25 protein-coding genes are annotated in these 25,620 nt (G+C 66.0%); 15 read left to right on the top strand and 10 right to left on the bottom strand.

What is annotated here, in order from left to right:
* Nucleotides 1-33: 33 nt before the first annotated feature.
* Nucleotides 34-315 carry a YheV family putative zinc ribbon protein gene (locus tag ACG10_RS00250; RefSeq protein ID WP_039800631.1) on the bottom strand — a complete coding sequence of 94 codons (282 nt, stop codon included), beginning with the start codon at nt 313-315 and terminating at the stop codon, nt 34-36.
* Between the two features lie 9 nt (nt 316-324).
* Entirely contained in the window at nt 325-2,406 is a 2,082-nt protein-coding gene (gene prlC, locus ACG10_RS00245; RefSeq protein ID WP_089166674.1) for an oligopeptidase A, read from the bottom strand.
* A 175-nt stretch (nt 2,407-2,581) separates the two neighbouring features.
* Here prlC and ACG10_RS00240 point away from each other — a divergent pair, with 175 nt between their 5' ends.
* From ACG10_RS00240 to ACG10_RS00225, 4 genes are all read left to right on the top strand, one after another.
* The gene (locus ACG10_RS00240; RefSeq protein WP_089166673.1) at nt 2,582-3,112 is read left to right on the top strand and encodes a sigma-70 family RNA polymerase sigma factor; all 531 of its coding nucleotides are present in this window, start codon (nt 2,582-2,584) and stop codon (nt 3,110-3,112) included.
* Nucleotides 3,096-4,088, top strand: a complete 993-nt coding sequence (locus ACG10_RS00235) for a FecR domain-containing protein (RefSeq protein WP_089166672.1) — start codon at nt 3,096-3,098, stop codon at nt 4,086-4,088. The genes ACG10_RS00240 and ACG10_RS00235 overlap by 17 nt, the downstream gene beginning before the upstream one ends.
* A 127-nt stretch (nt 4,089-4,215) precedes the next feature.
* Nucleotides 4,216-6,606, top strand: a complete 2,391-nt coding sequence (locus tag ACG10_RS00230; RefSeq protein ID WP_089166671.1) for a TonB-dependent siderophore receptor — start codon at nt 4,216-4,218, stop codon at nt 6,604-6,606.
* A 72-nt stretch (nt 6,607-6,678) separates the two neighbouring features.
* Nucleotides 6,679-7,257: a gamma carbonic anhydrase family protein gene (locus ACG10_RS00225; protein ID WP_089166670.1), complete on the top strand. Its 579-nt coding sequence runs from the start codon at nt 6,679-6,681 to the stop codon at nt 7,255-7,257.
* A gap of 7 nt (nt 7,258-7,264) precedes the next feature.
* On the opposite strand, the gene ACG10_RS00220 is transcribed toward ACG10_RS00225, so the two are convergent.
* Together ACG10_RS00220 and ACG10_RS00215 are read right to left on the bottom strand one after the other, a co-directional pair.
* Nucleotides 7,265-7,552, bottom strand: a complete 288-nt coding sequence (locus tag ACG10_RS00220; protein WP_039800620.1) for a DUF1161 domain-containing protein — start codon at nt 7,550-7,552, stop codon at nt 7,265-7,267.
* Complete coding sequence (locus tag ACG10_RS00215; protein WP_198318987.1) at nt 7,549-8,649, bottom strand: aminopeptidase; 1,101 nt, start codon at nt 8,647-8,649, stop codon at nt 7,549-7,551. Before ACG10_RS00215 ends, ACG10_RS00220 begins: the two co-directional genes overlap by 4 nt.
* A gap of 179 nt (nt 8,650-8,828) precedes the next feature.
* On the opposite strand from ACG10_RS00215, the gene ACG10_RS00210 reads away from it, so the two are divergent.
* Genes ACG10_RS00210 through ACG10_RS00195 form a run of 4 tightly spaced genes read left to right on the top strand, consistent with a single transcriptional unit; the run spans nt 8,829 to nt 10,849 of the window.
* Entirely contained in the window at nt 8,829-9,248 is a 420-nt protein-coding gene (locus tag ACG10_RS00210; protein ID WP_089166669.1) for a PA0061/PA0062 family lipoprotein, read from the top strand.
* Between the two features lie 29 nt (nt 9,249-9,277).
* Entirely contained in the window at nt 9,278-9,694 is a 417-nt protein-coding gene (locus ACG10_RS00205; protein WP_089166668.1) for a PA0061/PA0062 family lipoprotein, read from the top strand.
* A 55-nt stretch (nt 9,695-9,749) separates the two neighbouring features.
* Nucleotides 9,750-10,268, top strand: coding sequence for a helix-turn-helix domain-containing protein (locus ACG10_RS00200; RefSeq protein WP_089166667.1), 519 nt, complete (start codon nt 9,750-9,752; stop codon nt 10,266-10,268).
* Between the two features lie 29 nt (nt 10,269-10,297).
* Nucleotides 10,298-10,849 (top strand): transposase, encoded by a 552-nt coding sequence (locus ACG10_RS00195; RefSeq protein WP_089166666.1) that lies wholly within the window; start codon nt 10,298-10,300, stop codon nt 10,847-10,849.
* 15 nt (nt 10,850-10,864) lie between these two features.
* On the opposite strand, the gene ACG10_RS00190 is transcribed toward ACG10_RS00195, so the two are convergent.
* Complete coding sequence (locus ACG10_RS00190; protein ID WP_089166665.1) at nt 10,865-11,875, bottom strand: asparaginase; 1,011 nt, start codon at nt 11,873-11,875, stop codon at nt 10,865-10,867.
* A gap of 216 nt (nt 11,876-12,091) precedes the next feature.
* Between ACG10_RS00190 and purE the strand changes: the two genes are divergently transcribed.
* The 3 genes from purE (at nt 12,092) to ACG10_RS00175 (ending at nt 14,133) form a co-directional block, all read left to right on the top strand.
* Nucleotides 12,092-12,583 (top strand): 5-(carboxyamino)imidazole ribonucleotide mutase, encoded by a 492-nt coding sequence (purE, locus tag ACG10_RS00185; protein WP_039800612.1) that lies wholly within the window; start codon nt 12,092-12,094, stop codon nt 12,581-12,583.
* Nucleotides 12,584-12,599: 16 nt separating this feature from the next.
* On the top strand, nt 12,600-13,682 hold the full coding sequence (locus ACG10_RS00180; protein WP_089166664.1) for a 5-(carboxyamino)imidazole ribonucleotide synthase: 1,083 nt from the start codon (nt 12,600-12,602) through the stop codon (nt 13,680-13,682).
* A 205-nt stretch (nt 13,683-13,887) separates the two neighbouring features.
* Nucleotides 13,888-14,133 carry a GlsB/YeaQ/YmgE family stress response membrane protein gene (locus ACG10_RS00175; RefSeq protein WP_089166663.1) on the top strand — a complete coding sequence of 82 codons (246 nt, stop codon included), beginning with the start codon at nt 13,888-13,890 and terminating at the stop codon, nt 14,131-14,133.
* Here the strand turns inward: ACG10_RS00175 and pbpG are convergent.
* Nucleotides 14,115-15,065 (bottom strand): D-alanyl-D-alanine endopeptidase, encoded by a 951-nt coding sequence (gene pbpG / locus ACG10_RS00170; protein WP_089169748.1) that lies wholly within the window; start codon nt 15,063-15,065, stop codon nt 14,115-14,117. The genes ACG10_RS00175 and pbpG overlap by 19 nt on opposite strands.
* A gap of 209 nt (nt 15,066-15,274) precedes the next feature.
* On the opposite strand from pbpG, the gene ACG10_RS00165 reads away from it, so the two are divergent.
* Nucleotides 15,275-15,814, top strand: coding sequence for a DUF3299 domain-containing protein (locus ACG10_RS00165; RefSeq protein ID WP_089166662.1), 540 nt, complete (start codon nt 15,275-15,277; stop codon nt 15,812-15,814).
* Between the two features lie 80 nt (nt 15,815-15,894).
* On the opposite strand, the gene ACG10_RS00160 is transcribed toward ACG10_RS00165, so the two are convergent.
* Nucleotides 15,895-17,217, bottom strand: coding sequence for an OprD family porin (locus ACG10_RS00160; RefSeq protein WP_089166661.1), 1,323 nt, complete (start codon nt 17,215-17,217; stop codon nt 15,895-15,897).
* A 628-nt stretch (nt 17,218-17,845) separates the two neighbouring features.
* Between ACG10_RS00160 and ACG10_RS00155 the strand changes: the two genes are divergently transcribed.
* From ACG10_RS00155 to ACG10_RS00145, 3 genes are all read left to right on the top strand, one after another.
* Nucleotides 17,846-18,250, top strand: a complete 405-nt coding sequence (locus tag ACG10_RS00155; protein WP_089166660.1) for a bacteriohemerythrin — start codon at nt 17,846-17,848, stop codon at nt 18,248-18,250.
* A 136-nt stretch (nt 18,251-18,386) separates the two neighbouring features.
* Nucleotides 18,387-20,120 (top strand): NADase-type glycan-binding domain-containing protein, encoded by a 1,734-nt coding sequence (locus tag ACG10_RS00150; RefSeq protein ID WP_089166659.1) that lies wholly within the window; start codon nt 18,387-18,389, stop codon nt 20,118-20,120.
* Nucleotides 20,121-20,136: 16 nt separating this feature from the next.
* Complete coding sequence (locus ACG10_RS00145; protein WP_089166658.1) at nt 20,137-21,306, top strand: polysaccharide deacetylase family protein; 1,170 nt, start codon at nt 20,137-20,139, stop codon at nt 21,304-21,306.
* A gap of 374 nt (nt 21,307-21,680) precedes the next feature.
* Here ACG10_RS00145 and ACG10_RS23445 read toward each other — a convergent pair whose 3' ends face one another.
* The 3 genes from ACG10_RS23445 to ACG10_RS24225 all read right to left on the bottom strand — a co-directional run bounded on the left by ACG10_RS23445 (nt 21,681) and on the right by ACG10_RS24225 (nt 25,617).
* The gene (locus ACG10_RS23445) at nt 21,681-22,088 is read right to left on the bottom strand and encodes a hypothetical protein (RefSeq protein ID WP_157731325.1); all 408 of its coding nucleotides are present in this window, start codon (nt 22,086-22,088) and stop codon (nt 21,681-21,683) included.
* A gap of 560 nt (nt 22,089-22,648) precedes the next feature.
* The gene (locus tag ACG10_RS00140) at nt 22,649-23,062 is read right to left on the bottom strand and encodes a lysozyme inhibitor LprI family protein (protein WP_089166657.1); all 414 of its coding nucleotides are present in this window, start codon (nt 23,060-23,062) and stop codon (nt 22,649-22,651) included.
* A complete protein-coding gene (locus ACG10_RS24225) occupies nt 23,059-25,617 on the bottom strand; it encodes a lysozyme family protein (protein ID WP_232487156.1) in 2,559 nt (852 codons plus the stop codon). Before ACG10_RS24225 ends, ACG10_RS00140 begins: the two co-directional genes overlap by 4 nt.
* Nucleotides 25,618-25,620 lie beyond the last annotated feature (3 nt).

Raw genomic sequence — 25,620 nt, 5'->3', positions numbered from 1 at the left:
AAAGGGCGCTGCCTCGTCGATTGCCGCCATTGCTCAGGCGTCGGACTTCTTCAGCTTCGGATTGGGAAAGAACTGCGCGGTGTGCACCTTGGGCGCGGCGGGGCTGGGCGCGGCCGGGGCCGCTTCGGCCTTGTTGACCCGGGTACCCAGTTCGAGGGGCACCGACAGGCCCTCGGCGTTGAGGGTGTCGGCGAAGGAACAGGACACGCACTCGCGGTGCGGCACGCCGTCGACGTTCCACATCCGCACGGTGTCCATGGTTTCGCAGGCCGGGCACACGGCGCCGGCGATGAACTGCTTCTTGTGTCCGCTCATGATTTCCTCTCAGGCCGCCGCGCTCAGGCCAAGGTGACGGAGCAGGGCGTCGATCGACGGCTCGCGGCCGCGGAAATCGACGAACAGCACCATGGGGTCCTGCGAGCCGCCACGGGCCAGGATCGCCTCGCGGAAGGCGCTGCCGGTGACGGGGTTGAACACGCCATCCTCCTCGAAGCGGGAGAAGGCGTCGGCGGAGAGCACTTCCGCCCACTTGTAGCTGTAGTAACCGGCCGCGTAGCCGCCGGCGAAGATGTGCGAGAAGCTGTTGGGGAAGCGGTTGTAGGCCGGCGGCTGCATCACCGAGACCTCGTCGCGGATGCCCTTGAGCACCTCGAGCACGCCGCGCCCGTCGCCGTGGTGGACGTGCAGCTCGAAGTCGAACAGCGAGAACTCCAGCTGGCGCGCCATCATCATGCCGGACTGGAAGTTCTTCGCCGCCAGCATCTTCTCCAGCAGGTCGGCGGGCAGGGCCTCGCCGCTCTCGTAGTGGCCGGAGATCAGCGCCAGGCCTTCCGGCTCCCAGCACCAGTTCTCCATGAACTGGCTGGGCAGTTCCACCGCGTCCCAGGGCACCCCGCTGATCCCCGAGGCGCCGGCGTGCTCGATGCGCGTCAGCAGGTGGTGCAGACCGTGGCCGAACTCGTGGAACAGGGTGGTGACCTCGTCGTGAGTGAGCAGCGCCGGCTTGCCGCCCACCGCCGGGGTGAAGTTGCAGACCAGGTTGGCCACCGGGCTGACCAGCTCGCCCGCGGCGTTGCGGCGCTTGTCGCGGGCGCCGTCCATCCAGGCGCCGCCGCGCTTGTTGGCCCGCGCGTAGAGGTCGAAGAAGAAGCGCCCGACGTGCTCGCCGTTCTCGCGAATCTCGAACAGGCGCACGTCCGGATGCCAGGTGTCGAAGTCCGCAAGCTCGCGGATCTCGATGCCGTAGAGGCGCTGGACCATGGCGAACAGGCCGGTCAGCACCTTGTCGATCGGGAAGTAGGCGCGCAGCTGCTCCTGGGAGATGCTGTAGCGGGCCTGGCGCAGCTTCTCGCTGTAGTAGCCGACGTCCCAGCTCGACAGGTCGCTGCAGCCCTGTTCGGCGGCGAAGGCGCGCAGCTCGGCCAGGTCCTGCTCGGCGAACGGCCGGCTGCGCGCGGCTAGGTCGCGCAGGAAGCCGAGCACCTGCTCGCCGGAGTCGGCCATCTTGGTCGCCAGCGACAGCTCGGCGTAGTTCGGGTAGCCGAGCAGCTGGGCCAGCTCGCGGCGCAGGTCGAGGATCTGCTCCATCAGCGGGCCGTTGTCGAACTGCCCGGCGTTCGGCCCCTGGTCGGAGGCGCGGGTGCAGTAGGCGGCGTAGAGCTCCTCGCGCAGGGCGCGGTCGTCGGCGTAGGTCATCACCGCGTAGTAGCTGGGGAACTCCAGGCTGATCAGCCAGCCGTCGAGTTCCTTGGCCTGGGCGGCCTGGGCCATCTGCGCCCTGGCCGAGTCGGTCAGCCCGGCCAGCGCGGCCTCGTCGGTGATGTGCTTGGTCCAGGCCTGGGTGGCGTCGAGCAGCTGGTTGGAGAAGCGGCTGGTCAGCTCGGAGAGGCGCATCTGGATCTCGCCGTAGCGCTTCTGCTTGTCCTCCGGCAGGTCGATGCCGGACAGGTGGAAGTCGCGCAGGGCGTTTTCGAGGATGGTCTTCTGCGCCACGTCGAAGCCTTCGGCCTCGGGGCCGGCGGCCAGGGCCTTGTAGGCGTCGCAGAGGGCGCGGTTCTGGCCCAGCTCGGTCCAGTAGGCGGACAGCTTGGGCAGGCAGGCCTCGTAGGCGGCGCGCAGTTCGGGGCTGTTGCGCACCGCGTTGAGGTGGCTGACCGGACTCCAGGCGCGGCCGAGGCGCTCGCCCAGCTCGTCGAGCGCCAGCACCAGGCCATTCCAGCCCGGCGCGCCGGCCTGTTCGGCGAGGAGCTGCGCGAGGGCGGCACGATTGTCGGCGAGGATCTGGTCGATGGCCGGCTCGACGTGTTCCGGACGGATGGCGGAATAGGGCGGCAGGTCGAAAGCTTGCAGAAGAGGATTGCTGGCAGTCACGGCAGGTGCCCCTGAATCGGTAGGTTCGCCAGCCATGGTAATGAGAAATTCCCGACAGCGCAGCACGGATACTACTGTTGGCGCATCGGAGGGGATCGCAGTCCCGGCCATACGTCGGCGAATACCCAGATACATTGCTTGCTAAGCATCAGCCGGCTTAAGATGAGAATTCATCTTATTTATATCTGGCAGCCGCGGACGGTAATCGCCCATGTCGCCCCTCGACACGACCTATCAGCAGCAGGTAGCGCTCTACTATGCCGAGCACCATGGCTGGATACGCGCCTGGCTGCACAGGAAACTGGGCAATGCCTGCGACTCCGCCGACCTGGCCCACGAGGTGTTCCTGCGCCTGCTGGCCAGGCCGCGCCGCTTCGACAGCGCCGGCCATGCGCGCGCCTACCTGTACGGCATGTCCCGCCACGTCTGCGTGGATTTCTGGCGCCGCCGGCAGGTCGAGCAGGCCTGGCTGGAAGTGCTGGCCGGCCGCCCCGAGGCCGTGGCGCCCTCCGAGGAGCACCGTGCCCTGGTGCTGGAAGCCCTGCAGCAGGTGCATGCGATGCTCTCCCGCCTGCCGGAGAAGGTCGCCGAGGCCTTCCTGCTGGCCCAGCTCGAAGGCCTCGGCTACAAGGCCATCGGCGAGCGTCTGGGGGTGTCCGAGCGCACCGTGACCAAGTACATGGCCCAGGCGATGTACCAGTGCCTGCTGCTCGAGGCCGAACTCGATGAAGCGCTCGTCTGACCCCTTGTCCGAGCAGAAACCCAGTCACGCCATCCTCCAGCAGGCCGCCGACTGGTATGCCCGGCTGCACGCCGATCCGCACGACGCCGCCGCCGGCGAGGCCTGGCGGCGCTGGCACGGGCAGAGCGAGGCGCATCGCCAGGCCTGGCAGTACGTGGAGCGCGTCGCCCGGCGCTTCGCGACCCTGCAGGAGGACGGCGACAGCGCCGCGCGGACCCTGCGCGCGGCGCGCCGCACGGACCTCTCCCGCCGCCAGGCGCTGCGCAGCCTGGGCGTGCTGTCGGGCGGCGCCCTGCTCGGCTGGCTCGGCTGGCGCGCCACGCCCCTGCCGCAGCTGCTGATGGCCTGGCAGGCCGACTACCGCACGGCGACCGGGGAGTTGCGCGATGTCCTCCTCGCCGACGGCACGCACCTCTGGCTCAACGGCGCCACGGCCCTGGACGCCGACTACCGGCCCGAGCGGCGGCGCCTGCGCCTGTTCGCCGGGGAAGTGCTGATCGAGACCGCCGCGGAAACCCGGCCCTTCGTCGTCGACACCGAACAGGGCAGCCTGCGGGCGCTTGGCACGCGCTTCAGCGTGACCCAGCAGGACGGCTTCACCCGGCTGGCGGTCTTCGACGGCGCGGTGGAGGTGCGCACCGCCGGCAGCGGCGCCACGCGCATCGTCGAGGCCGGGCAGCAGCTGCGCTTCGACCGCCAGGCCATCGGCGCCGGCGAGCCGGCGGCGGCGGCCCGCCAGGCCTGGGCCCGGGGCATCCTGGTGGCCGGCGACATCCCGCTGGCGGAGTTCGTCGAGGAGCTGTCGCGCCACCACCGCGGGCACCTCGGGGTCGCCCCGGAAGTCGCCGGCCTGCGCGTCATGGGCACCTATCCGCTGCACGACAGCGAGCAGGTCCTGGCCATGCTGGAAAGCGCCCTGCCGATCGTCGTTCACCGCCCGCTGCCCTGGTGGACGAGCCTCGAGGCCCGCCGCTAAGCCGCCGCCGTCGCTCCGTGCGGCGGCTTCAAAAAAATTCGCCGTTTCGCTTCCGGTTTTTTCCGCTCGTCCGACTTGGAGGGTAACCCCGGCTTTTTGCCGTCCGACATGCAGTGAAGGACACCCCATGCCCCCACGCCAAGCCCGCCGCCCCCTCGCCCCGCTGACACTGGCCATTCCCCTCGCCCTGGCCGCCGTGCCCGCCCTGCTCGGCGCCGGCCCCGCACAGGCCGCCGAGCAGGCGCAGCTGCAGCGCTACGCCATTCCCGCCGGCCCGCTGGCCGAGCGGCTCAACCAGTTCGCCGCCCAGGCCGGCATCTACCTGGCCGGCGATGCCGCGCTCACCGCCGGCCGGCAGAGCCAGCCGCTCGAGGGCAGCCATACGGTCGAACAGGCGCTGGCCATCCTGCTCGGCGGCAGCGGGCTGCAGGCCGTGCCGACCCGGGCCGGCCACTACGAGGTACAGCCGCTGGCGGAGACCGGCACCAGCATGGCGCTGGATGCGATCAGTGTCAGCGAGGCTGCCGAGGACAGCAGCTACCGGGCCGCGGAGAGCGCCATCGGCGACAAGTTCGAGACGCCCTTCCTGGAGCAGACGCAGACCGCCTACAGCGTCAACCGGCAGGTGCTGGACGACTTCGCGGTGAGCGATCTGGAGGAGACCATCAAGTTCGTCCCCGGCATCACCATCGGCAACAGCTTCGGCGGCACCCAGGATTCGCTGGTCAAGCGCGGCTTCGGCAACGGCAGCGACGGCGGGGTCCTGCGCGACGGCATCCGCACCAGCGAAGGGCGCAACTACAACAGCGTCACCACCGAGCGGGTCGAGGTCCTCAAGGGTCCGGCCTCGCTGCTCTACGGCATGCAGGAGCCGGGCGGGGTGATCAACGTCGTCAGCAAGAAGCCCACCTACCACTGGCGCAGCACCCTGGGCGGACAGTTGTCCAGCGAAGGCGGCGGCAGCGGCTATTTCGATGTGTCCGGCCCCCTGGGCGAGAGCGGCTTCGCCTTTCGCCTGATCGGCCAGCACAAGGACGAGGACTACTGGCGCAACTACGGCGTCAACCGCGACAAGCTGGTCGCGCCGTCGCTGGCCTTCGAGAGCGAGGCGTTCTCGGCCAACCTGTCCTACGAGTATTCCGACTACACCTCGGTCCTCGACCGCGGCGCCTTCTTCTACAACGGCCATGCGGTCGGCGACCGCGAGCACCGGATCGACGAGCACTGGACACGGATCGACGGCCAGCGCCAGTACGCCAGCCTGGCCATGGAGTACCGCTTCTCGCCGACGTCGCGCCTGCGCTTCAACTATGGCTGGAACGAGAACGCCTACAGCGACTACCAGGCCGACCCGAATGCCTACGACCCGGCGACCGGCGAGCTGCGCCGGCGGTTTCGCAGCAACCCGGACGTCGAGCGGACCCGCAACTATGCGTCCCTCGACTGGCTCAACGAGCTGGAGCTGGGCGGCCTGCGCCACGAGCTGAGCCTCGGCGCCGACCACGAGCGTCACGACGAGTCGAACGGCTTCTTCTACCAGGGGCCCAACACCTGGGGCTTCGATCCGGATTCGCCGCACTATGGCGATCTGAAACAGGTCGAGGTGGTCAATCCGAGCAACAGCCAGCAGCGCTCGCGGGTGCGCATGCTGTCCGCCTACGTCAAGGACAACATCCATATCGGCGAGCGCTGGATCCTCTCCCTGGGCCTGCGCCACCAGCGCTTCCGCCAGCGGGACTGGGCGGGCATTCCCACCCAGATCGGCACCAACCTGAACAAGAGCAAGAATCTGCCCTTCGTCGGCCTGGTCTACAAGCTGGACGACGAGTTCTCGCTGTATGCCAACTACAGCGAATCCTACAAGCCGAACGTCATCGCCTCCGGCACGCTGGTGGAAAGCGGCAGCGACCCGGAGGAGGGCCGCCAGTACGAGATCGGCCTGCGCTACGACAACGGCTGGCTGTCGGGGCTGGTCGCGCTGTTCGACATCCGCAAGGAGAACATCCAGACCACCGAGACCATCAACGGCGAGCAGGTCACCCGCGCGGTGGGCGAGGCCCGCTCGCGGGGCCTGGAGGCCAGCCTCAACGGACAGCTGGGCGAGCGCTGGAACCTGGTCGCCAACTACGCCTACACCGATACCGAGGTGCTCGAGGACACACCGGCCAACGAGGGCAACGAACTGCTCAACGTCGCCCACAACGTCGCCGGGCTGTTCCTCTCCTACGACCTGCCGCAGAGCGTCCTGCCCGGCACCTTCCGGCTCGGCGGCGGCGCCCGCTACGTCGGCTCGCGCGAGGGCGACATGGCGAACAGCTTCGAGCTGTCCGGCTACACCACCTACGACGCCTTCGTCACCTGGACATTGCCGAACCTGATCGGCAAGAAGACCGAGCTGCAGCTGAACGTCGACAACCTGACCGACAAGGAATACTTCATCTCCAGCGGCGGCACCAGCAACCGGGTGTCCTGGGGCGCGGCGCGCACCGCGACGCTGTCGGCGACCGTGGACTTCTGAGCGGCAAGCCGCGCTATTGCGCCCGCCGGGCCAGTTCGGGACGATACGGCTCCCCCACATGGAGTCTTCGGCATGAGCATCAGAACCTTCCAGGGCATCACCCCGACACTGGACGAGCGGGTCTTCGTCGACCCCACCGCCGTGGTGCTCGGCGACGTGGCGATCGGCGCCGACAGCTCGGTCTGGCCGCAGGTGGCGATCCGCGGCGACGTGCAGCGCATCCGCATCGGCGCGCGCACCAGCATCCAGGATTGCAGCGTGCTGCACGTCACCCACGCCGGGCCCTTCAATCCGGACGGCTACCCGCTGGAGATCGGCGACGACGTCACCGTCGGCCACCAGGTGACCCTGCACGGCTGCCGCATCGGCAACCGCGTGCTGGTCGGCATGGGCGCCATCGTGCTGGACGGCGCGGTGGTCGAGGACGAGGTGATCATCGGCGCCGGCAGCCTGGTACCGCCCGGCAAGACCCTGGAGAGCGGCTTCCTGTACGTCGGCAGCCCGGTCAAGCAGGCGCGCCCGCTGAACGACAAGGAACGCGGCTTCTTCCGCTACAGCGCCGACAACTACGTGCGGCTGAAGGACCAGCACCTGGCGGAGAACTACCTGCCGCTGAAGGAGCCGCACCTGCTCGCCGATCACGAGGACTGAGGATCGCTCAGTCGGCCGGAATATCCGCCGGCGCGGGCGCCGGCGTTTCGCTGCGCCGGCGGCTGCCGTCGTTGCGCTGGTAGATGATCTTCTTGCGTCCGCCGTCGCAGCTGCCGACCACCAGATTGCGGTCGGTCACTTCCTCGTTGGGCACGATCTCCAGGGTGTAGGAGGCCACGCCGGCGGCCTGGATCTTCACTTCGATCTCCTCCTTGAGTGCCTCGCAGGGCTTGACCGCCGCCAGCAGCGGGGCGCTCGGCAGGACAAGCGCGAGGGCAAGGCAGTATCTGTTCATGGTGTGCTCTCCTGGATGGCGATGGGGGGCGTCGCGCCGGCCTGCAGCTCGGCCAGGCGCCGTTCGCGCGCGGCGGCGGGCAGCTGCGCCAGACGCTCGGTTTCGGCATAGAAGCGTGGCCAATCCTGGCCTGCGCGGCGGAATATTTCCGCGAAGGCCGGCAGCCAGCCGTCGTACAGGCCGAACGGTAGCAGCTTGGCGTTGTTCAGCGGGCCTTCGATCCAGGCGTCGTAGCGGCGCTCGCCCTGCCATTCGCCGTCGCGCAGGCTCCGGTAGCGCCGGCGCAGCGCGTCGAACTCGGCTGCCTTGCGCCGGCGCATTTCGTCCGCCGGCAGGCCGCTGGCGTAGAGCGCCTGCAGACGTTCGCGGCTGTCCAGCACCAGGCGGACGAACTGCTCGCTGCGCCGCGCGCGGCGCTCGTCCGGCGGCGGCAGGCCACGGCTGGCGCGCCACTGGCGCAGGCCCTCGCGCTCGACGAAGCTGGCGAAGGACTCGTTGAAGGCGGTGTCGTTGGCCACGTAGAGCCGCTGGTGCGCCAGTTCGTGGAAGATCAGCGCGGCCAGCTCGTCGTCGCCGTGGCGCAGCATGCCGGCGAGGATCGGGTCGGCGAACCAGCCGAGGGTCGAGTAGGCCTCCACCGGGCCGACGTAGGTGTCCAGGCCCTGCTGGCGCAACAGCGCCGCCGCGCCGCGCGCCCGGCCGAGCTGGTAGAAGCCGCGATAGGCGACGCAGCCGGCGATCGGGAAGCAGTGGCTGAGCGGCTCGACGGAAAATTCCCCGGTGGCGAAGAGATTCCACACCACATAGGGCCGGCCGAGGTCGGCGTAGAGGCGGTAGCTGGCGTTGTCCGGCAGGCCGAGCCGCGCGCTGGCGAAGGCGCGCGCCGCCTGGGCCTGGGCGAGGCGCTGGCGCAGCGCGGGATCGCGGGCCGGATCGGCGACCAGCGTGGCGACCGGTTCGCGGCGATGCAGCAGCTCGAGATGGCCACTGGCCAGATGGCGGTAATAGTCGAAAGTGGAACAACCGTTCAGACAGACGGCTAGCAACAGGGGAACCCCGCGCAGGGTAAGGTTGTCGAGTGAGCTGAAAAATTTCATCCGGTGAACCCGGTGGCCCTGCAGGCGTTCAAGGAAGGAAAGGCGAGCGCTTCGCTCGCCCGTGCACAAGGGAGTGTACAGGCCGCAGACGGACAATCCCGGGCTTCGATGTGGCGGAAGCCGGCCCGGTTCTTCTAGTGCCCACCGGTTCCATGACCACGACACTCCGGAGCTTCGTCATGCGCGTTCTCATCCTGTTTCCCTGTCTGCTGGCGCTCGGCGGCTGCAACCTGCTGCTGCCGCGGCACGATCCCGGCCAGGCCTGGATCGAGCTGAATCCGCAGGTGCCCCATTCGCTGCGCGCCGCCGAGGTGGACCGCAAGGCGCTGGACGACCACCGCTTCTTCCAGGTCAGCCCCGGCGCCCACGAGCTGGGCATGCGCTACCGCTTCGAGGTGTCGGGCAGCAACATCGGGCCGGACAGCGCGCCCTACGAGCGCAATTGCCTGATCCGCCTGAACTACAAGAAATTCACCGCCGGCCAGCGGTATAGTCTGGAGGTCGGCGACGTCGGTTTCCGTGCCTGGGCCCGGCTCTATGACGACCAGCGCCGGATGGTGGCGAGCGGTCGGGAGAGCGGCTGCAGCAGCGGAGTCTGACACCTCGCCGCCTTCCCGCGAGGCTGCCCATGCACGGACGACTTTCCTGGCTGACCCTTTCCCTGCTGCTGGCCGGCTGCGCCAGTCCACTGCCCGCGCCGGACCCGCAGATGGCCTGGGTCGAGCTGGAGGCCCGCGAGGTGACCAGCCTGCTGATGGCCGACTGGCAGGACGGCCAGCGGCTGCGCGACGGCCGCTATTTCCAGGTGACGCCCGGCGCCCACGAACTGGAAGCGACCTTCCGCTACTACTATCAGGGCAACCCGATGGGCCGCAACACGCTGCCCATCAGCTGCTGGGTGCGCCTGCGCTATCCGGACTTCGCCGCCGGGCAGCGCTACCGGCTGGAGGCCTGGGCCATGTCCACCCAGGTCTACGCCGTGCTCTACGACAGCAGCGGGCGGGAACTGGCCGAGGCCGAGGTGCTGGGCTGCGGGCCGTACTAGTGCAGTTTCATAGGTGTAGTTGTGGAAATTATGGCATCAGGCGATGCTATGCCCCATGAAAGCACCTCTATTCGTTCGCCCTTTGACTACCGAGGAACGGCAGGCCCTGCAGGTTGGCCTGCGTGCCCGGGAAGCCTTCACGCTGCGGCGCTGCCAGATCCTGCTGGCCAGCGCCGACGGCAAGACCGCCACGGAAATCGCCGCCCTGTTCGGCTGCGCCACGCAAACCGTACGCAACACCCTGCGGGCCTTTGCCGCCGAGGGGTTGTCTTGCCTGACGGAGAAGTCGCATCGGCCCAAACGTGTCCGTCCCTTGCTTGCGGGCACGCAGGCCGAGCGCTTGCGCGCCTTGCTGCATCGCAGCCCCCGCGATTTCGGCAAGCCCACCCGCTTGTGGACCTTGAGCCTGGCCGCCGAAGTGGCCTTCGAGCAGGGGCTGACCGAACGGCAGCTGAGCCACGAGTCGATCCGCCAGGCCCTGATGCGCCTGGGCGTGGGCTGGAAGCGGGCCAAGACCTGGATCACCAGTCCGGATCCGCACTATGCGCGCAAAAAAAGCGACGCGACTGGCTGATCGAACTGGCCACAACGCACCCGGACTGGGTGCTGGGTTTTCAGGACGAGGTCTGGTGGAGTCGTTTCGCGCGCCCGTTCCTGAAGGCCTGGAGCGCGGGTCCGGCTTTGCGCCTGCAGCAGTTGTCGGTGGATCCGCAGGATGCCGAACCCAAGGCGCTGAGCTGCTATGGCCTGCTGCGCGCCGACACGGGGCAGATGCTGCTGCGCTTCGTCAAGGGCCGCCCGGTCAGCCAGGTGACCGAGGACTTCCTGGAGTGGGTCTGCGAGCGCCTGGCGAGCGAAGGGAAGAAGGCGCTGCTGATGATCTGGGACAACGCCAGCTGGCATGTCAGCCACCGGGTGCGAGCCTGGATCGGGGCGCACAACCGCCGGGCCAGAGCCGAGGGTGGCGTACGGATCGTAACCTGCCGCCTGCCGAGCAAGAGCCCCTGGCTGAACCGGATCGAGCCCTGCTGGGTGCATGGCAAGCGGGCGATCCATGAGCCCGAACGCCCATTGACGATCGCCGAGGTGATGGAGCGAGTCTGCACCTATTACGGTTGTGAACAGCTCCCGCCACTTGAACAGGATGTTGGTTGAAACTGCACTAGGCGCTTAGGCGCTCGCGCCGGGCAGGCCGGCGCACTCGCCGCACAGGTCCTGGCGCAGCCAGTGCTCGGTCTCGTCCGCCGACAGGCCGGCGCCGAGCAGGGCGAACAGCTTGCCGAGCGCCGCCTCGCGGGTCATGCCGTCGCCGCCGAGCAGCCCGGCCTCGCTCAGGGCGTTGCCGGCGGCATAGGTGCCGAACGCCACATGGCCGTGGGGACACTGGCTGATGCCGAGCAGCACCGTGCCGCGCCGGCGGGCCTCGCGCAGCGCCTCGAGCAGTTCGGCGTCGTCCGAGGGGCCGGTGCCGCTGCCGTAGCACTCCAGCACCAGGCCCTGTACGCCGCTGCCGAGCAGGGCGCGCAGTTGTACCGCCTGCAGGCCGGGGAACAGCGGCAGCACGGCGAGACTCACCGGCTGGCGAATCCGCCGGTAGTCGAGGGCGGCGGGCAGGGCGGCGGCGCGTTCGCCGAGGCGCTGGCGCGGCAGCTCGGCGAACGCGCCGAAGGTCGCGCTGCCCAGCTTGGTGGCGCGGGCGCCGTGCAGCAGGCGGCCGCCGAAGTAGAGATGCACGCCGGGCGCCACGCCCCGGGCGAGGGCATCCACGGCGCCGAACAGGTTGTCCCAGGCGTCGCTGCCCGGGACGTCCGCCGGCAGCATGGCGCCGGTCAGCACCACCGGCACGCCCAGGCCGAGCAGCAGGAAGCCCAGTGCCGCGGCGCTGTAGGCCAGGGTGTCGGTGCCGTGCAGCAGCAGCACGGCGTCGCAGCCGTCCTCCTCGACCGCGGCGACGATGGCGTCGCGCATCGCCAGCCAGTGCTGCTGGTTCATGTTGGCGCTGTCGATCGGCGGGCTCAGCTCGCGGTAGCGCCAGGGCGGCATGCGCCGCTGCGACTCGGCGGCCAGCCGCTCGCGCAGGCGGGCGTCGAAGCCGGCGGCCGGCACCAGACCGCGGTCGCTGCCCTGCATGCCGATGGTGCCGCCGCTGTAGAGGACCATGAGGTGGTTGATGGTGGACATGGCCTGATCTCGGAAAAGGAGAAGCAAGCATGGTAACCCGGACGGAAGGCCCATGCGCCTGCACTCCCGTGCCCGGCTTTGGGTTATACTCCGCCGCTTGATAATGCGATCCCCTCTCAAATCCGCGAGGGCTCGCACCTCCAGCCAAGCCACGCCCTGCCAGCGTGGCTTGTTGTTTTTTGACGCGCCTGCGGGCGCCAACGAAGAGGCACGACGATGAGCGCACTGGTAGGCGTGATCATGGGTTCCAAGTCCGACTGGAGCACCCTCAGTCACACCGTGGAGATGCTGGACAAGCTGGGCATCCCCAACGAGGTCAGGGTGGTTTCCGCCCACCGCACCCCGGATCTGCTCTTCCAGTACGCCGAGCAGGCCGAGTCCCGCGGCATCCAGGTGATCATCGCCGGGGCCGGCGGCGCCGCGCACCTGCCGGGCATGTGCGCGGCCAAGACCCACCTGCCGGTGCTCGGCGTGCCGGTGCAGTCGTCGATGCTCTCCGGGGTCGACTCGCTGCTCTCCATCGTGCAGATGCCGGCCGGCGTACCGGTCGCCACCCTGGCCATCGGCAAGGCCGGCGCAGTCAACGCCGCGCTGCTCGCCGCCAGCATCCTCGGCGGCCAGCACCCGCAGTTCCACGAGGCGCTCAAGCGTTTTCGCGACGAGCAGACCCGTACCGTGCTCGACAATCCGGACCCGCGCGACGCGTGAGAAAGGGGGCCTCAAGATGAAGATCGGCGTGATCGGTGGCGGCCAGCTGGGCCGCATGCTGGCCCTGGCGGGCACTCCGCTGGGCATGAACTTCGCCTTCCTCGACCCGGCACCGGATGCCTGCGCGGCCGCCCTCGGCGAGCACATCCGTGCCGACTACGGCGACCAGGACCATCTGCGCCAGCTGGCCGACGAGGTCGATCTGGTCACCTTCGAATTCGAGAGCGTGCCGGCCGAGACCGTGGCCTTCCTCTCCCAGTTCGTCCCCGTCTATCCCTCCGCCGAGTCGCTGCGCATCGCCCGCGACCGCTGGTTCGAGAAGAGCCTGTTCAGGAGCCTCGGCATTCCCACCCCGGAATTCGCCAACATCCACTCGCAGGCCGACCTCGACGCTGCCGCGGCCGAGATCGGCCTGCCGGCGGTGCTCAAGACCCGCACCCTGGGCTACGACGGCAAGGGCCAGAAGGTCCTGCGCCAGCCTGCGGATGTCGCCGGCGCCTTCGCCGAGCTGGGCAGCGTGCCGTGCATCCTCGAAGGCTTCGTGCCCTTCAGCGGCGAGGTGTCGCTGGTCGCCGTGCGCGGCCGCAGCGGCGAGACGCGCTTCTACCCGCTGGTGCACAACAGCCACGAGGCCGGCATCCTGCGCCTGTCGGTGGCCAGCAGCGAGCACCCGCTGCAGGCGCTGGCCGAGGACTATGTCGGCCGCGTGCTGGAGAAGCTGGACTACGTCGGCGTGCTGGCCTTCGAGTTCTTCGAGGTGGACGGCGGCCTCAAGGCCAACGAGATCGCCCCGCGGGTGCACAACTCCGGGCACTGGACCATCGAAGGCGCCGAGTGCAGCCAGTTCGAGAACCACCTGCGCGCGGTGGCCGGCCTGCCGCTGGGCTCGACCGCCAAGGTCGGCGAGAGCGCCATGCTCAACTTCATCGGCGCGGTGCCGCCGGTGGACAAGGTGGCGGCCGTCGCCGACTGCCACCTGCACCACTACGGCAAGGCCTTCAAGGCCGGGCGCAAGGTCGGCCACGCCACCCTGCGCTGCAAGGACCTGGCGACGCTCGAGGCGCGCATCCGCGAAGTCGAGGCGCTGATCGAGGGCTGATGCCCCACGCCCGCAGGGTGGGTTAGGCCGCAGGCCGTAACCCACCAACCGGCCGCAGGCCGGCAATGGGGATGCCTGGCGGCATCCTTTGCGGGTTGCGCCGCCTTGCGGCCAACCCGCCCTACGCTCCCGGGCCTCCCTGCGTTGTCGCCGCGCCATACGGCGACTAGGCTGGAGGCAAGCTCACCCTACGGGAACACTTGCCATGGGCATCCTCGGCACCATCCTCATCGGCCTGCTGATCGGCGTGGTCGCGCGTTTCCTCAAGCCGGGCGATCAGCCGATGGGCTGGATCATGACCATCCTGCTCGGCATCGGCGGCTCGGTGGTGGCCACCTACGGCGGCCAGGCGCTGGGCATCTACCACGCCGGCGAAGCCGCCGGCTTCATCGGCGCGGTGATCGGCGCCATCCTCCTGCTGGTCGTCGTCGGCTATCTGCGCAAGTCCTGAGTGGTCGCGGTGGCCTGGGTCCTGCGCCATTCCAGCAGCTTCTGCTGCTTGTGGCGCTGGGCCACCAGAGGCACCGGAGCGCTCTTGCCGGTTTCCAGCCACTGCCGCACGCGGGTGGCGTCGCCGACATGCGAGCGCTTGCCGAGGGTATTCAGCAGCACCATGGCCACGGGACGGTTCTGCACCACCGCGAGCATGGCCAGGCAATGGCCCGCTTCGTTGATGAAGCCGGTCTTGGTGACCTCGATGCGCCAGGTGGGATTGCGCACCAGCGGGTTGGTGTTGTTGAAGTTCTGCACGTAGTTCGGCTTCTGGAAGCGCGCGCTCTGGCTCGCCGTGGTGCTCAGCTCGCGGATCAGCGGATACTGCCGCGCGGCCCTGAGCAGTTTCACCAGGTCGCGGGCGGAGGAGACGTTCAGCTCCGACAGGCCGGTCGGTTCGACGAAGCGGGTGCTGCGCATGCCCAGCGCGCGGGCCTTGGCGTTCATCGCCGCGACGAAGCGCGCATGGCCGCCCGGGTAGTTGTGCGCCAGGCTCGCCGCGGCGCGGTTCTCCGAGGACATCAGGGCCAGGAGCAGCATCTCCCTGCGGCTGATGCGGCTGTTGACCCGCACCCGCGAGTAGACACCGCGCAGCTCGCGGGTGTCGTGGATCAGCACCGGGATCACCTCGTCGAGCGGCTGGGCGGCGTCCAGAGTCACCACGGCGGTCATCAGCTTGCTGATCGAGGCGATCGGCACGACCACGTCCGGGTGGCTGGCGAACAGCTCCCTGCCGCTGTTCAGGTCGACCACCAGGGCGCTGGCGGAGGCCAGCTGCAGAGGAGACGGCGTGCGGGCCGGCGGGCTCTTGTCGACGGCCTGGACGCCGGGCATGACGGCCACGCATGCGCAGGCCAGCAGGAGGGCTAGGATCGGGGAATGGGTTTTCATGCGCATGACTCGGAGAGGGTTGCGGGGGCTGACGCCGACACGCCATTTTAATGCGGTATAGCCAAATGCCGCTGCTTTTCAATGCCATCGGGCGGAGAGGCCATGCGGCTCGTCGGCCGGCCTGCGGCGTCGCCCTTTATCGGCGCTCCGCTCGATGCCATCATGCCGTCCGCTCGTCTTCCCCCTTCAATGACCGCCGGTTCGACTCCATGCGCCGATTACCGTTCCTTTTCGCCCTGCTTTTCGCCAGTTCCATTTCGCACGCCGAACCGCCGGAGCTTGACTGGCTGGAGCTGATGCCCGACGACGACCGCCAGGCCCTCGAGGAGATGCCGGACATCAGCCACGACACGCCGGAGGGCGACGGCGACTTCACCGCCAGGGGCGGCCTCAAGCAGAAGGCCAGGGACCTGCCGGCGGTGATGTACTCGGCGAAGACGGTGCCGGCACTGAACGGCCGGGAGATTCGCCTGGGCGGCTATCCGGTGCCGCTGGAAAACGATGCCAAGGGACGCAGCACCAGCTTCTTCCTGGTGCCCTATCCGGGTGCCTGCATCCATCTGCCGCCGCCGCCGCCGAACCAGATCGTGCTGGTCCGCTACCCGAAGGGCTTTCGCGTGGAGGACATCTCGATCCCGCTGTGGGTGGACGGCAGGCTGCGGGTGGAAAAGGTCAGCAACGAGCTGGCGGACGCCGCCTACGCCATCGAGGCAAGCGCAGTCGAGCCGGTCGAGGAAGAGGCGCTGTAGCGGGGCGGGCGGCAAGCCGGCGTTGCGCCGGCGATGCCCCTGGGTGAAATCGCGTCCCTGCGATTTCGATGGGGAAAGGCTCAGAACAGCGGCAGGCTGTAGCTGACGATCAGACGGTTCTCGTCCTGGTCGCGGGTGTCGTTGCCGCGCAGCGCCGCGTTGCGCCAGGACAGGCCGACGCCCTTGAGCATGCCTTCCTGCACCGTGTAGTCGACGCGGAAGTTGCGTTCCCATTCCTTGTTGTCGCTGCCGGCGGCGTCGATGTCGTCGCCGCTGACGTACGACAGGCTGGCCTTCAGGCCCGGCACGCCGATCGCGGCGAAGTCGTAGGCGTACTTGGCCACCCAGGAATTCTCGCCGGCGCTGGCGAACTTGCCGATCTGCGAGTCGGTGATCAGGTACAGGGTGCGGCCGTTGCCCTGGAAGATGTGCGGGAAGTCGCTGTTGCCGGTGACCTTCTGGTAGCCGGCGCCCAGCTCGTGGCCGGCCAGGCTGTAGGTGAACATGGCGCTCCACAGGTTGTTGTCGACCTCGCCGCTGCTGCCGTTGGCGCCGCTGCTGACATAACCCTCGGCACGTCCGGAGGAACTCTCGTTCTTGCCGTCGGAGTCACTGCTGAAGTAACGCAGGTCGGTCTTCAGCGCGCCGACCGGCAGCGCCCAGTTGTGTACCAGGCCGACGAAGTGCTGCTTGTAGAAGTCGCGCAGGTTGCCGTAGTAGTACTGCAGCAGGAGGTCCTTGTTGACCTTGTAGTCGGCGCCGCCGAAGTAGAACTCGTTGCTGAACTGGGCCTTGCTGCCGCTGTTGGCGCCAGAGATCGACAGGCCGTAGCTGTCGCTGGAGTTCCGCTCGGTGGAGTGCTCGATCTTGCCCGCGGTCAGGGTCAGATCCTTGATCTCGTTGGAGGTGACCTGCGCGCCGTGGAACAGTTGCGGCAGCAGACGACCGTCGTTGTAGGTCAAGACCGGCATCTTCGGCAGCAGGGTGCCGAGGCGCGCCTCGGTCTTGGAGAAGCGCATCTTGCCGGTCACGCCGACGCGGCCGAAGTCGGTCTTGGCCTTGCCGTTGCTCTCCAGCGGGAACATGGTGCCGGGGGTGCGCTCGATGTCCGCCTTGCCGGCGCGACCGCCGCCGTCCAGGCGGATGGCGTGCATGGCCAGCACGTCCAGGCCGAAGCCGACCGGACCTTCGGTGAAGCCGGACTTGAAGTCGAGGAAGAAGCCCTGGCCCCACTCCTCAGACCGGGGACGGTCCTCGTTGCGAACATCCTGGTTGATGTAGAAGTTCTTGAAGCTCAGCGTGGCCTTGCTGTCCTCGATGAAGCCGGCGGCGCTGGCCTGCTGCGACAGAGTCTGACCCAGAATGGCTGCCGTCACGGCCAGGGTCAGAATGGACTTGTTCATGTGTGCCTTTTCTCCTGATGAGTTGTGCAGGTTGTCCATGAGCAGCCCCGTCCGGGGGCCCAAGATGCGCGGGGCGGCGCAAAATGCCATTTATGGGCTGGTTTGAAAATCGGGATCGAAACGTTCTGATAAAAAAAAATCCTTCTCTTGACTTGCATCAGACTTTCTGGAGGGTGGCGAAGCGCAACACGGCAAGCAAAATGCATCAAAGTCCTTTGCCTGGAGCGAACGGATTGCCTCGATAGCCGTTTGTAAAATCGCCAGCGCCCTTCACTCCTTGTCGCCCGCCCGATTTTCTATTGGCTTCAACGACTCCCGGCCGCCCTTTTTGCAAGATGTGCTCCAGCTTTTTACTTGATGAAAAAAACAATAATTATCAATAAGTTATTGATAATCAGGCAGCGCTTACGGCCTGTCGACTGTCGCCCTATTCCTGTCCCGATATGTCGATTTGTATACAACGCTACAAAAGAACATCGACAATTAATGGCAAAACGCCACAAAAGCGAATGCCGACCTTCCGCTTCGCGTAGCTTTTCAGCGGCCCCGCCCGGAGCGGCCAGGCCGTACCGTCGGTCGCAGGCTTGCCGTATCCTGCGTGCGCCCTGCCACAGAAGGACCCTCCGCCATGCCGACCCCCCAAGAAATGCTGGAGCGCTTCCAGGACAGCTATGCCCTGGGCGACGAGGCGATCGACCACACCCACCGCGAGTTCCTCGGACTCTGCCTGGCCGCAGCGAATGCCACGGGGCCGGAGTTCGCCGAAGCGTTCAAGGCGCTGTTCGAGCACACCAGCCACCACTTCGCCGACGAGGAGGCGAAGATGCAGGCCTCCGGCTATCCCGCCTTCGGCGAGCACCGCGCCAACCACCAGCGCATCCTCGGCGACATGGACCGCTTCTGCCAGCGCGCCGCGGCCGGCCGCGCGCAGATGGCCCGCGCCTGGCTGAACGACAGCCTGCCGGCCTGGTTCGACCTGCACGCCAAGACCATGGACAGCGCCCTGGTGGTCCATCTCCGCCAGCACGGCTGAGACGCCGCGCACAAATCCGCAGGCTGCCCGGCAACGCTGCCCGCGCCGGGGCCGGATAATTGCCGCCTGCCGCCGCCCGCTTGCGGGCGGCCTCCAAGCATCGACCCTTTACCTCTCCGCCCGACAAGGAGCCGTCATGTCCACGCTTCGCGCCCTCCACCGATCCGTCTTCAGCCTGGCCCTGCTCGCCGCCGGCGTCGCCCAGGCCGCCGGCACGGCGGACGTCCTCATCCAGCCGGTCGCCAGCCGCTTCCCGACCCTCAGCGTCGATGTAAACGTCCGCGACGCCAAAACCGGCGCGCCGATCCAGGGTCTGACCAAGGAGTACTTCAGCATCACCGAGGACCTGCGCGAGACGGCGATCCTCGGCGTCGAGAGCCTGACCCCGGAAACGGCGGACGCGCGCGGCGTGGACTTCGTCTTCGCGTTTGACGACACCGGCAGCATGGCCGAGGAGATCGACGGGCTGATCCAGCGCACCCTGGAGTTCGCCAACATCGTCCAGACCTCCGGCTTCGACTACCGCTTCGCGCTGATCTCCTTCGGCGACGAGCTGCGCCACAAGGTGGACTTCACCAGCTCGGCCAGCGACTTCAAGGCCGCAGTGGCGGCCCTGCGCGCCGACGGCGGCGGCGACGAGCCGGAAAACGCCCTGGAGGCCCTGCGCTACGGCGTCACCGCGCTGAGCCACGACCCGGCGCGGCGCAAGGTGTTCGTGCTGATCACCGACGCCTCCTTCCACAGCGCCGACGCCGTCACCCCGCTGACGACTCAGGAGGTGCTCGCCGACCTCAAGAAGCTCGGCGCCGTGCTCAACGTGGTCGGCCCCAACCTCGACCAGTACCGCTGGATGGCCGATGCCCTGGCCGGCAGCTTCTACGACAAGGATTCCGGGCAGTTCAAGCGGATCGTCGAGCAGATCGCCGGCGGCTCGGCCAGCAACTACCGGCTGACCCTGACCACCAGCCGCCCGGACTACGACAACACCTGGCGGGCGCTGGAGGTCGCCGTGAAAGGCCCCAGCGAGGGCAGCGGCGTCTCCCAGTACCAGGCGCCGAGCTGGGTCAGCGCCTCCTCGCGGGTCGACGGTTTCCAGGGCATCGACAGCCGCTTCGCGCCGCACAACGCGATCGACGGCAACCCGGCCAGCGCCTGGGCGGAAGGCGTGTCCGGCGCCGGCGTCGGCGAGTGGGTGGCGCTGAACTTCGCCGCGCCGCAGAGCGTCGACCGCTTCGCCCTGACCCTGCCGGCCGGCAGCACGCTCCGCCGTGTCGGCGTGCTGATCAACGACGAGGACAAGCGCTTCTACGACCTCAAGCCGGGCCAGACCGCGCAGTCGTTCACCCTCGAGGCGCCGCTGCCGGTGTCGCGCTTCAAGGTGGTGCTGGAGGACGCGCAGAGCGGCGACAACGGCCTGGCCGAGATCGAGCTGTTCAACGGCGCCGCGCTCGTCGAGCCCATCGCCCGTGCCCACGACATCCGCCGCACCGCCAAGCTCGCGCAGGAGCAGAACAAGCAGGGCGAGACGCTCTACCACGCGAAGAAATACGACGACGCGGTGTTCTACTACCGGGAAGCGCTGAAGAACGATCCCACCTATGCGCAGGCCTTCAGCAACCTCGGCCTGGCCTACCAGCGGCAGGACAAGTTCGCCGACGCCGTCTGGGCCAACCGCCAGGCGATCGCCCTGGCGCGCGGCGCCAGCCGCGACAGCGTGCTGGCCAGCTCGCACTACAACATCGCGCGGATCTTCGAGGCGCAGAACAAGTTCGAGCAGGCGCTGCAGAACTTCCTGTGGGCGCAGAACTACAAGGCCAACCCGGTGTACGACAAGGCCATCGCCCGCATGAACGAGAAACTCGGCCGCTGAGCGGGGAGGGAAGAGCATGAGCCGTTCGCGCACAACCCGCCCGCTCAGGACCTGGCTGGCCGGCACCCTGCTTGCACTGCTTTCCGCCGGAGCCTCGGCGGCGGGGCCGGCGAAGCTCGCCAGTTACGACCGCACGCTCTGGCCGGAAAGCATCGACAGCCCGCAGCGCTTCGACCGGGCCTCGCGCCAGGAGATCCTCGCCCTGGTGCGGGTCATCGAACGCACGCCGCTGGCCGACGCGGCGGCCATCCAGACCTTCACCGGGGTGAAGACGCCCAACGCCGAGGGCGTCGCCCGCTGGCTGGAGGAAACGCGCCGGCGCCTGCTGGCCAACTACCAGGCGGCGAGCCACGGCTGCGACGGCGAGGCGACTTGCCCGCCGGCCGCGGACTGGCCGGCGCTGGTGCAACTGGCCGGCCAGGCGGCCGGAGACGCGGCGACCCAGGCCTGGCGCCTGGCCGCCGAAGGCTTCCACACCACCTATCTCTACGAGCAGGTACGCCTGGCCGCACTGTTCCCGCGCATCACCAGCGAGATCGCCCGGCTGGACGACAGCGAGCTGAACGGCTTCGAACTGCCCGACCGGCAGTTCGCCCTGAGCTTCGACGACGGCCCCTCGGGCAACGACGAGACCGAGCGGCTGCTGCACTGGCTGCGCGAACACGGCGCCGGCGCCTTCTTCTTCGTCCTCGGCGAAAACCTCGAACGGCGCCTGGCCAGGGAATCCGCCGCCAGCCTGGGCGAGCGCTACCAGGGCCAGTGCCTGGCCTCCCACGGCTACAGCCACGTACCCCACCAGAAACTGGCCGGCTGGCAGGACTCGCTGGAGAAAACTGCCCGCCTGATCGCCCGCGTCCAGCCCGCCGGCCCGGCCGGCGGCGCCTGGTTTCGCCCGCCCTACGGACAGCGCAACGCGGAACAAGTCGCCTACCTGAAGGCCCGCGACGGCCGCGTGGTGCTGTGGAACATCGACTCCCAGGACTGGAACGCCAAACTGCAGCCCGCCGCCATGCAGGACCGCCTGATCACCCTGATGCTGCTCTGGCGCCGCGGCATCCTGCTGTTCCACGACATCCACCCCAAGGCCCGCGCAGCCCTGCCGGGGATCGGGGTGTTCATGGAGAAGAGCGGGTTGGCGATGATGGGGTGTGGGGAGGTGGTGGAGGGATTTGGTGGGGAGTCTTGATGGTGGCAAGTCCGCGCGCCGCCAACTTGGCTCTGTCGGCCATGGTGTATAACTCCCCAGAGCAGTCATCATGACCGCGAAGCCCGCAGCCTAGACAGGGAGAGCGAGCATGGCGAGGAATGTTATACACCACGCCCATCCGGACAGTTATGTATCAATTGGTGCCTGTTAATAGTTATGCCGAGGAGTAAGAAATTATGCTGTTCCGCCTACTCGCCGTCTTGTTTGCGCTCGTTGCACAAATGGCATCGGCGGACGACAAACGCGGCGACCGCAAAAACTGAGTGCAGCATCTGACATTTTCATCAATGTGATGTATTTTGCTCTGTGATCATCTTTTTTAGTAAATAACCTCCGGCAAAGGCAGGAGATGTTTACTTGCCGCCATCTCGGTATGTCATTTGGTCTATAGAGCCGTCTTTGATGGGGACTATGCAGTTCTTTATTTGTTCGCCAATGGGCTCGAGAGGTGTTGTGCTCAGGGTAAGATGGAGACCATCTTCTGCGAAATAAATATTCTGAAATTGTATATCTGCAAATTCAGTTTCAAATGACTTATCTTCAAAGCTGCAGATATGTATTGTGGAGATGATCTGCCAATTTTTTCCAGGGTCGAGCGTCTGTACGTTGGCACAAACCTCACCATATTGACGAAAATATCGAACAACGACTTTGTCGAACCTTGCAGATTTTGCCTCGGAAATCTTTGAATAATCAATGGGCTCTCCATTTGCCTTCATGGCCAGGAGAGCTATAAATATGAGAAAAATTTTGCCATCCACATGCTGCTCATCTCAAATAAGCTATTCGTTTTTTGAATCTATCGCTTGGCATGTCAGCAGGGCATTTTGAGCGATCAGATAAAACCTCTCTGAGCTTTTCCATATTATTGTCTACGATATGCTGTTGTACATTCCTTCTTGTGCCAGGCGTGTAATCTCCTCGATATATGAGGTCAACAGCTATATTTTGTGCTCTGCTAACGATTGAGTTCCATTTCAAGAGTCCCAACCCCTCTATTTTCAAAGGTAATCCAGGTATTCGTATCACTTCACTTTTCATAAAATCATAAACTTTTATAAATAACCCATATCACTATCGCTCGGTTAATAAAATAACTGAGTTAAATCCGAAGACTGAACAGGAGTTAAGATTGCTCTGGCTGACATCTTCTGCCGAGGTGCTCTTACCTATGGTATTCGACATTTAGGTACGCAAGGAACTCGGATTCATGAGTAGCCAGTGTTGGTTTTTACATGGATAGCCATAGGAGCTCATAAACCATGACCGCCATCTCATAATTTCCCTTCAGCTTTGCAGCTTCTGAGAGCTCGCAATGAAACTATATTTCAGGGGAGATTTTTTTAAGATAAGTTGCTCTTTCGATACTGGATCGTGCTACACACTTATTGAACGTGGTTTCATAGGCTTGTGTTCCTGCCTCGATTTCAAATGTTTCCAGATTACAATTTGCATCTCTTAGCTTTATCCAAAGGCGCTGAGACTCTTTGATTTTTTGAGTGTAAGCATCTTTAAGTCCTGGGTCTGATTTATATTGCTTAACTATCCTTGTTATAAGCTCGCGGTAAACATTATTCAGTAATTGGTCTGCCTTCTCTCTTTCGACGTTAGAACACTCGAAAATTTGTTGACTGCTTGAAACTCGTTCGCAAGAATTATTTTCTTGCTGCCCTGCATGGATTGGCAATGAAAAAACTAGAAAGTTGACTGCAAGAAAATAGCTAATCTTTTTCATAAGATCTCTCGTTTGTGTTTTTTCAGGTAAAGTGCTCTATGGCGTCCGTCTTCATACTGCTTAATGGCCGGGGTGTTTTCTATATAACGAATCAGCTCATCAATGTTGTTGTTCATTCCTGCCCTCATGGGATTTGGTCCCTTTGTGAATCCTTGGTAAACAAAGTCCACGAGTATTTCTCTAATTACTAACTTTAAGTCTGGCCAGCGGATCCTTCCTAGGTCGGAAGACGTCCATTTGTTATAGTTATCAATAGTCCTTTCTACGTAGCCTGGATAAATCAGGTTAAATAGTAAGACTTGCTGCTCGCCGGTAATTTTCCCTATAGCTTCTTTGTTTTTGTTGACGAAATTCTGTGCGGCACTTCCTTTTAGCCCATGGGCTTTTGATATTTTAGCTGCTTTATCCACATCAATCCCAACAGATACCATGTGATTGTAGATTTCAGATTCGCTTCGTGACCCCATATCATAACCGCGGCCTAGTGTTACGCCAGACAAACTATTTCCAGGCCAATGAATTACCCGGCTAAAATGGGGTGAGCCAGGCATGTCGTTGCCTTCGGCGTCAAAAGTTATTTTTCCTTCTTTTACTTTTATTAAACCCAGCTTTGGCTTGGATAGTTGAGATCCAAGGAGTCCCACCGGCTGAAAATGCCACCCCACCCCATCCGCCCCAATCCCATATCTCCCCGCCAGTTCACTCCACCACGCCAGCTTCTCGATCCGCCGCTTCTCGCTTTCCCAGTTCGGATTGGGCGTTTCCGGGGAGTGCTCCATCAGCGGATCGAACTCGTCCCATTTTCCCGGATTCCAGAACCACTCGCTTTCATGGCGGGTGATCAGTTGCGCGAGGGATTGGGCGATCCAGGGTTTGCGCAGGGCGGCGGCGATTTCGTGGGGGGCGAGCTTGCCGTCGCCGTCGCGGTCGATCAGGTCGTGGAGGCGGCTCCTGATCGGACCCTTGTCGGCCAGGTCGATCTGCGCCTGGTAGTTCGGTTTTTCCTCGTCGCTCAGGCGGCCGCCGGCGTCAAGCAGGTGGGCCAGTTCGCCGAGGGAGCGGCCGGTTTCCTCGATGAAGTCGAAGCCTTCCCACTCCCAGGGGCTGTGGCGGGTGGTGATGAGTTCCTGCTCGGCCAGCCAGCCGCCGATGGGATCGCCGTGCGTGTCGGCCAGCAGGTTGTCGAGGCGCCACCAGTGGCTGACCGAGCCTGCCGCGGCGCTGCCGACGCGGAGCCTGCGTTCGGCCGGCAGGCTGTCCAGCAGGCGTTGCGGCAGGATCAGGTCGACGCCGACCGTCATGCCCGCGTCGCTGGGCCTGGGTGGATGGTCGGCATCGATGCCGGCACGATGGGGGATCAGCTTGCTGGCGCCCCTGTGCACCTTGAGCAGGGTCTTTTCCGTGTCCGGCAGGCGGGCGGCCCAGGCGCGGCTCCGGCGGACGAAGGCCGGCACGTCGTCGCAGCTGAACACTTCCAGGTGCAGCCGGGGCTGGGCGCTGCCGTCGTGATCCTGATAGAGGCCGAGATGGCCGATCGGCTCGCCGGCCTTGATCGGCCAGGGGCGCTCCAGCACCTGCACGCGATCGAGCGTGGGTGTGCTGGTTCCGGCCGGCTCCAGCGAGGCGAAATGCACATGGCCGTGCAGGCTGTCGCCGCCTTCGACGACGGTCCCGAGCGGGCGATAGGCGCCGCTGCCTGCGCCGAGGGTGAATACCGCCCCCTCGGGCAGCACGGCGGTGATCGGGTCGTCGCGCTCGCCGCGGCCGTCGCGGCGCAGGTTCAGGCCCTTGCCGGGGGCGAGGCCGGTTTCGATGTCGTTGGCCCGTTCGCCGACCAGGAACACATCGGGATCGTCGGTGCCCTGCAGTTCGCCGCTGAACACCCAGCCCTCGCGGCTGTCCGGCAGAGTGGGCAGGGCGCGTCCTTCGAGAATCGCGGCCAGTTTGCGCCATTGCGGTCTTTCGCGGTCGGCCTCGCCGAGCCTGACCTTGCAGCCCTTGGGCAGCAGGGCCAGAACGGTCGCATGCTCCGCCGTGCCCTTGCGTCCGGCGCGCACGCGCAGGCCGCGCATGGGGTCGCAGGCCTTGTCCGCCCTGATCCGGTAGAGGGCCTCGCCGAGGAAGGGCGGCGGGGTGACCGTACCCTCCGCCCGATAACTTTCCCAGTCCTTGAGATGCATGTAGAGGCTGTAGAGGGTCAGCGCCGGCGGCGTGCCCTCGCCGGCGGCGGGCGCCTGCAGGCGGTGCCTGACCAGTACGAAGCCGGTGGAGAAGGGCGCAGCCGTGCAGACGTCGCCGGCCCTGTATTCGCTGTGCGGATAGCGCGCGTCGATGCGGTAGGCGATCACTTCGCCGTCGGCGATGCAGCGCACGCCGGACTGGTTCAGGTGTCCGGCGGTATGGCCGTCGAAGTGGATGCCGCCGTGCCACAGGCCGTTGCGGCCCATGGGGTAGCTGCCGCTGCTGGCGTCGGCCAGGGCGGCGAGGTAGTCGAAGGCACTGGCGTCGCCGGGAAAGGGATGGCTCCAGTTCTGGATCGCGGGAGTGTCGCTCATGGC

Origin of the sequence: Azotobacter chroococcum (assembly GCF_002220155.1) — a bacterium.
GTDB classification, from domain to species: Bacteria; Pseudomonadota; Gammaproteobacteria; order Pseudomonadales; family Pseudomonadaceae; genus Azotobacter; species Azotobacter chroococcum.
Note: the sequence above shows the minus strand (reverse complement) of the source record. Positions and strands in the feature narration are given on the sequence as shown.

Excerpts from the sequence above, each read along its gene's own strand:
- ACG10_RS00250 (WP_039800631.1), bottom strand. The coding sequence starts at position 315 with ATGAGCGGACACAAGAAGCAGTTCATCGCCGGCGCCGTGTGCCCGGCC.
- ACG10_RS00150 (WP_089166659.1), top strand. The coding sequence starts at position 18,387 with ATGTCCACGCTTCGCGCCCTCCACCGATCCGTCTTCAGCCTGGCCCTG.
- purE (WP_039800612.1), top strand. The coding sequence starts at position 12,092 with ATGAGCGCACTGGTAGGCGTGATCATGGGTTCCAAGTCCGACTGGAGC.
- ACG10_RS00155 (WP_089166660.1), top strand. The coding sequence starts at position 17,846 with ATGCCGACCCCCCAAGAAATGCTGGAGCGCTTCCAGGACAGCTATGCC.
- ACG10_RS00230 (WP_089166671.1), top strand. The coding sequence starts at position 4,216 with ATGCCCCCACGCCAAGCCCGCCGCCCCCTCGCCCCGCTGACACTGGCC.
- ACG10_RS00215 (WP_198318987.1), bottom strand. The coding sequence starts at position 8,649 with ATGAAATTTTTCAGCTCACTCGACAACCTTACCCTGCGCGGGGTTCCC.
- ACG10_RS00165 (WP_089166662.1), top strand. The coding sequence starts at position 15,275 with ATGCGCCGATTACCGTTCCTTTTCGCCCTGCTTTTCGCCAGTTCCATT.
- prlC (WP_089166674.1), bottom strand. The coding sequence starts at position 2,406 with ATGGCTGGCGAACCTACCGATTCAGGGGCACCTGCCGTGACTGCCAGC.
- ACG10_RS00225 (WP_089166670.1), top strand. The coding sequence starts at position 6,679 with ATGAGCATCAGAACCTTCCAGGGCATCACCCCGACACTGGACGAGCGG.
- ACG10_RS00160 (WP_089166661.1), bottom strand. The coding sequence starts at position 17,217 with ATGAACAAGTCCATTCTGACCCTGGCCGTGACGGCAGCCATTCTGGGT.
- ACG10_RS00140 (WP_089166657.1), bottom strand. The coding sequence starts at position 23,062 with ATGAAAAAGATTAGCTATTTTCTTGCAGTCAACTTTCTAGTTTTTTCA.
- ACG10_RS00180 (WP_089166664.1), top strand. The coding sequence starts at position 12,600 with ATGAAGATCGGCGTGATCGGTGGCGGCCAGCTGGGCCGCATGCTGGCC.
- ACG10_RS00235 (WP_089166672.1), top strand. The coding sequence starts at position 3,096 with ATGAAGCGCTCGTCTGACCCCTTGTCCGAGCAGAAACCCAGTCACGCC.
- ACG10_RS00205 (WP_089166668.1), top strand. The coding sequence starts at position 9,278 with ATGCACGGACGACTTTCCTGGCTGACCCTTTCCCTGCTGCTGGCCGGC.
- ACG10_RS24225 (WP_232487156.1), bottom strand. The coding sequence starts at position 25,617 with ATGAGCGACACTCCCGCGATCCAGAACTGGAGCCATCCCTTTCCCGGC.
- ACG10_RS00200 (WP_089166667.1), top strand. The coding sequence starts at position 9,750 with ATGAAAGCACCTCTATTCGTTCGCCCTTTGACTACCGAGGAACGGCAG.
- ACG10_RS00175 (WP_089166663.1), top strand. The coding sequence starts at position 13,888 with ATGGGCATCCTCGGCACCATCCTCATCGGCCTGCTGATCGGCGTGGTC.
- ACG10_RS00220 (WP_039800620.1), bottom strand. The coding sequence starts at position 7,552 with ATGAACAGATACTGCCTTGCCCTCGCGCTTGTCCTGCCGAGCGCCCCG.
- ACG10_RS00190 (WP_089166665.1), bottom strand. The coding sequence starts at position 11,875 with ATGTCCACCATCAACCACCTCATGGTCCTCTACAGCGGCGGCACCATC.
- ACG10_RS00210 (WP_089166669.1), top strand. The coding sequence starts at position 8,829 with ATGCGCGTTCTCATCCTGTTTCCCTGTCTGCTGGCGCTCGGCGGCTGC.
- ACG10_RS00240 (WP_089166673.1), top strand. The coding sequence starts at position 2,582 with ATGTCGCCCCTCGACACGACCTATCAGCAGCAGGTAGCGCTCTACTAT.
- pbpG (WP_089169748.1), bottom strand. The coding sequence starts at position 15,065 with ATGAAAACCCATTCCCCGATCCTAGCCCTCCTGCTGGCCTGCGCATGC.
- ACG10_RS00145 (WP_089166658.1), top strand. The coding sequence starts at position 20,137 with ATGAGCCGTTCGCGCACAACCCGCCCGCTCAGGACCTGGCTGGCCGGC.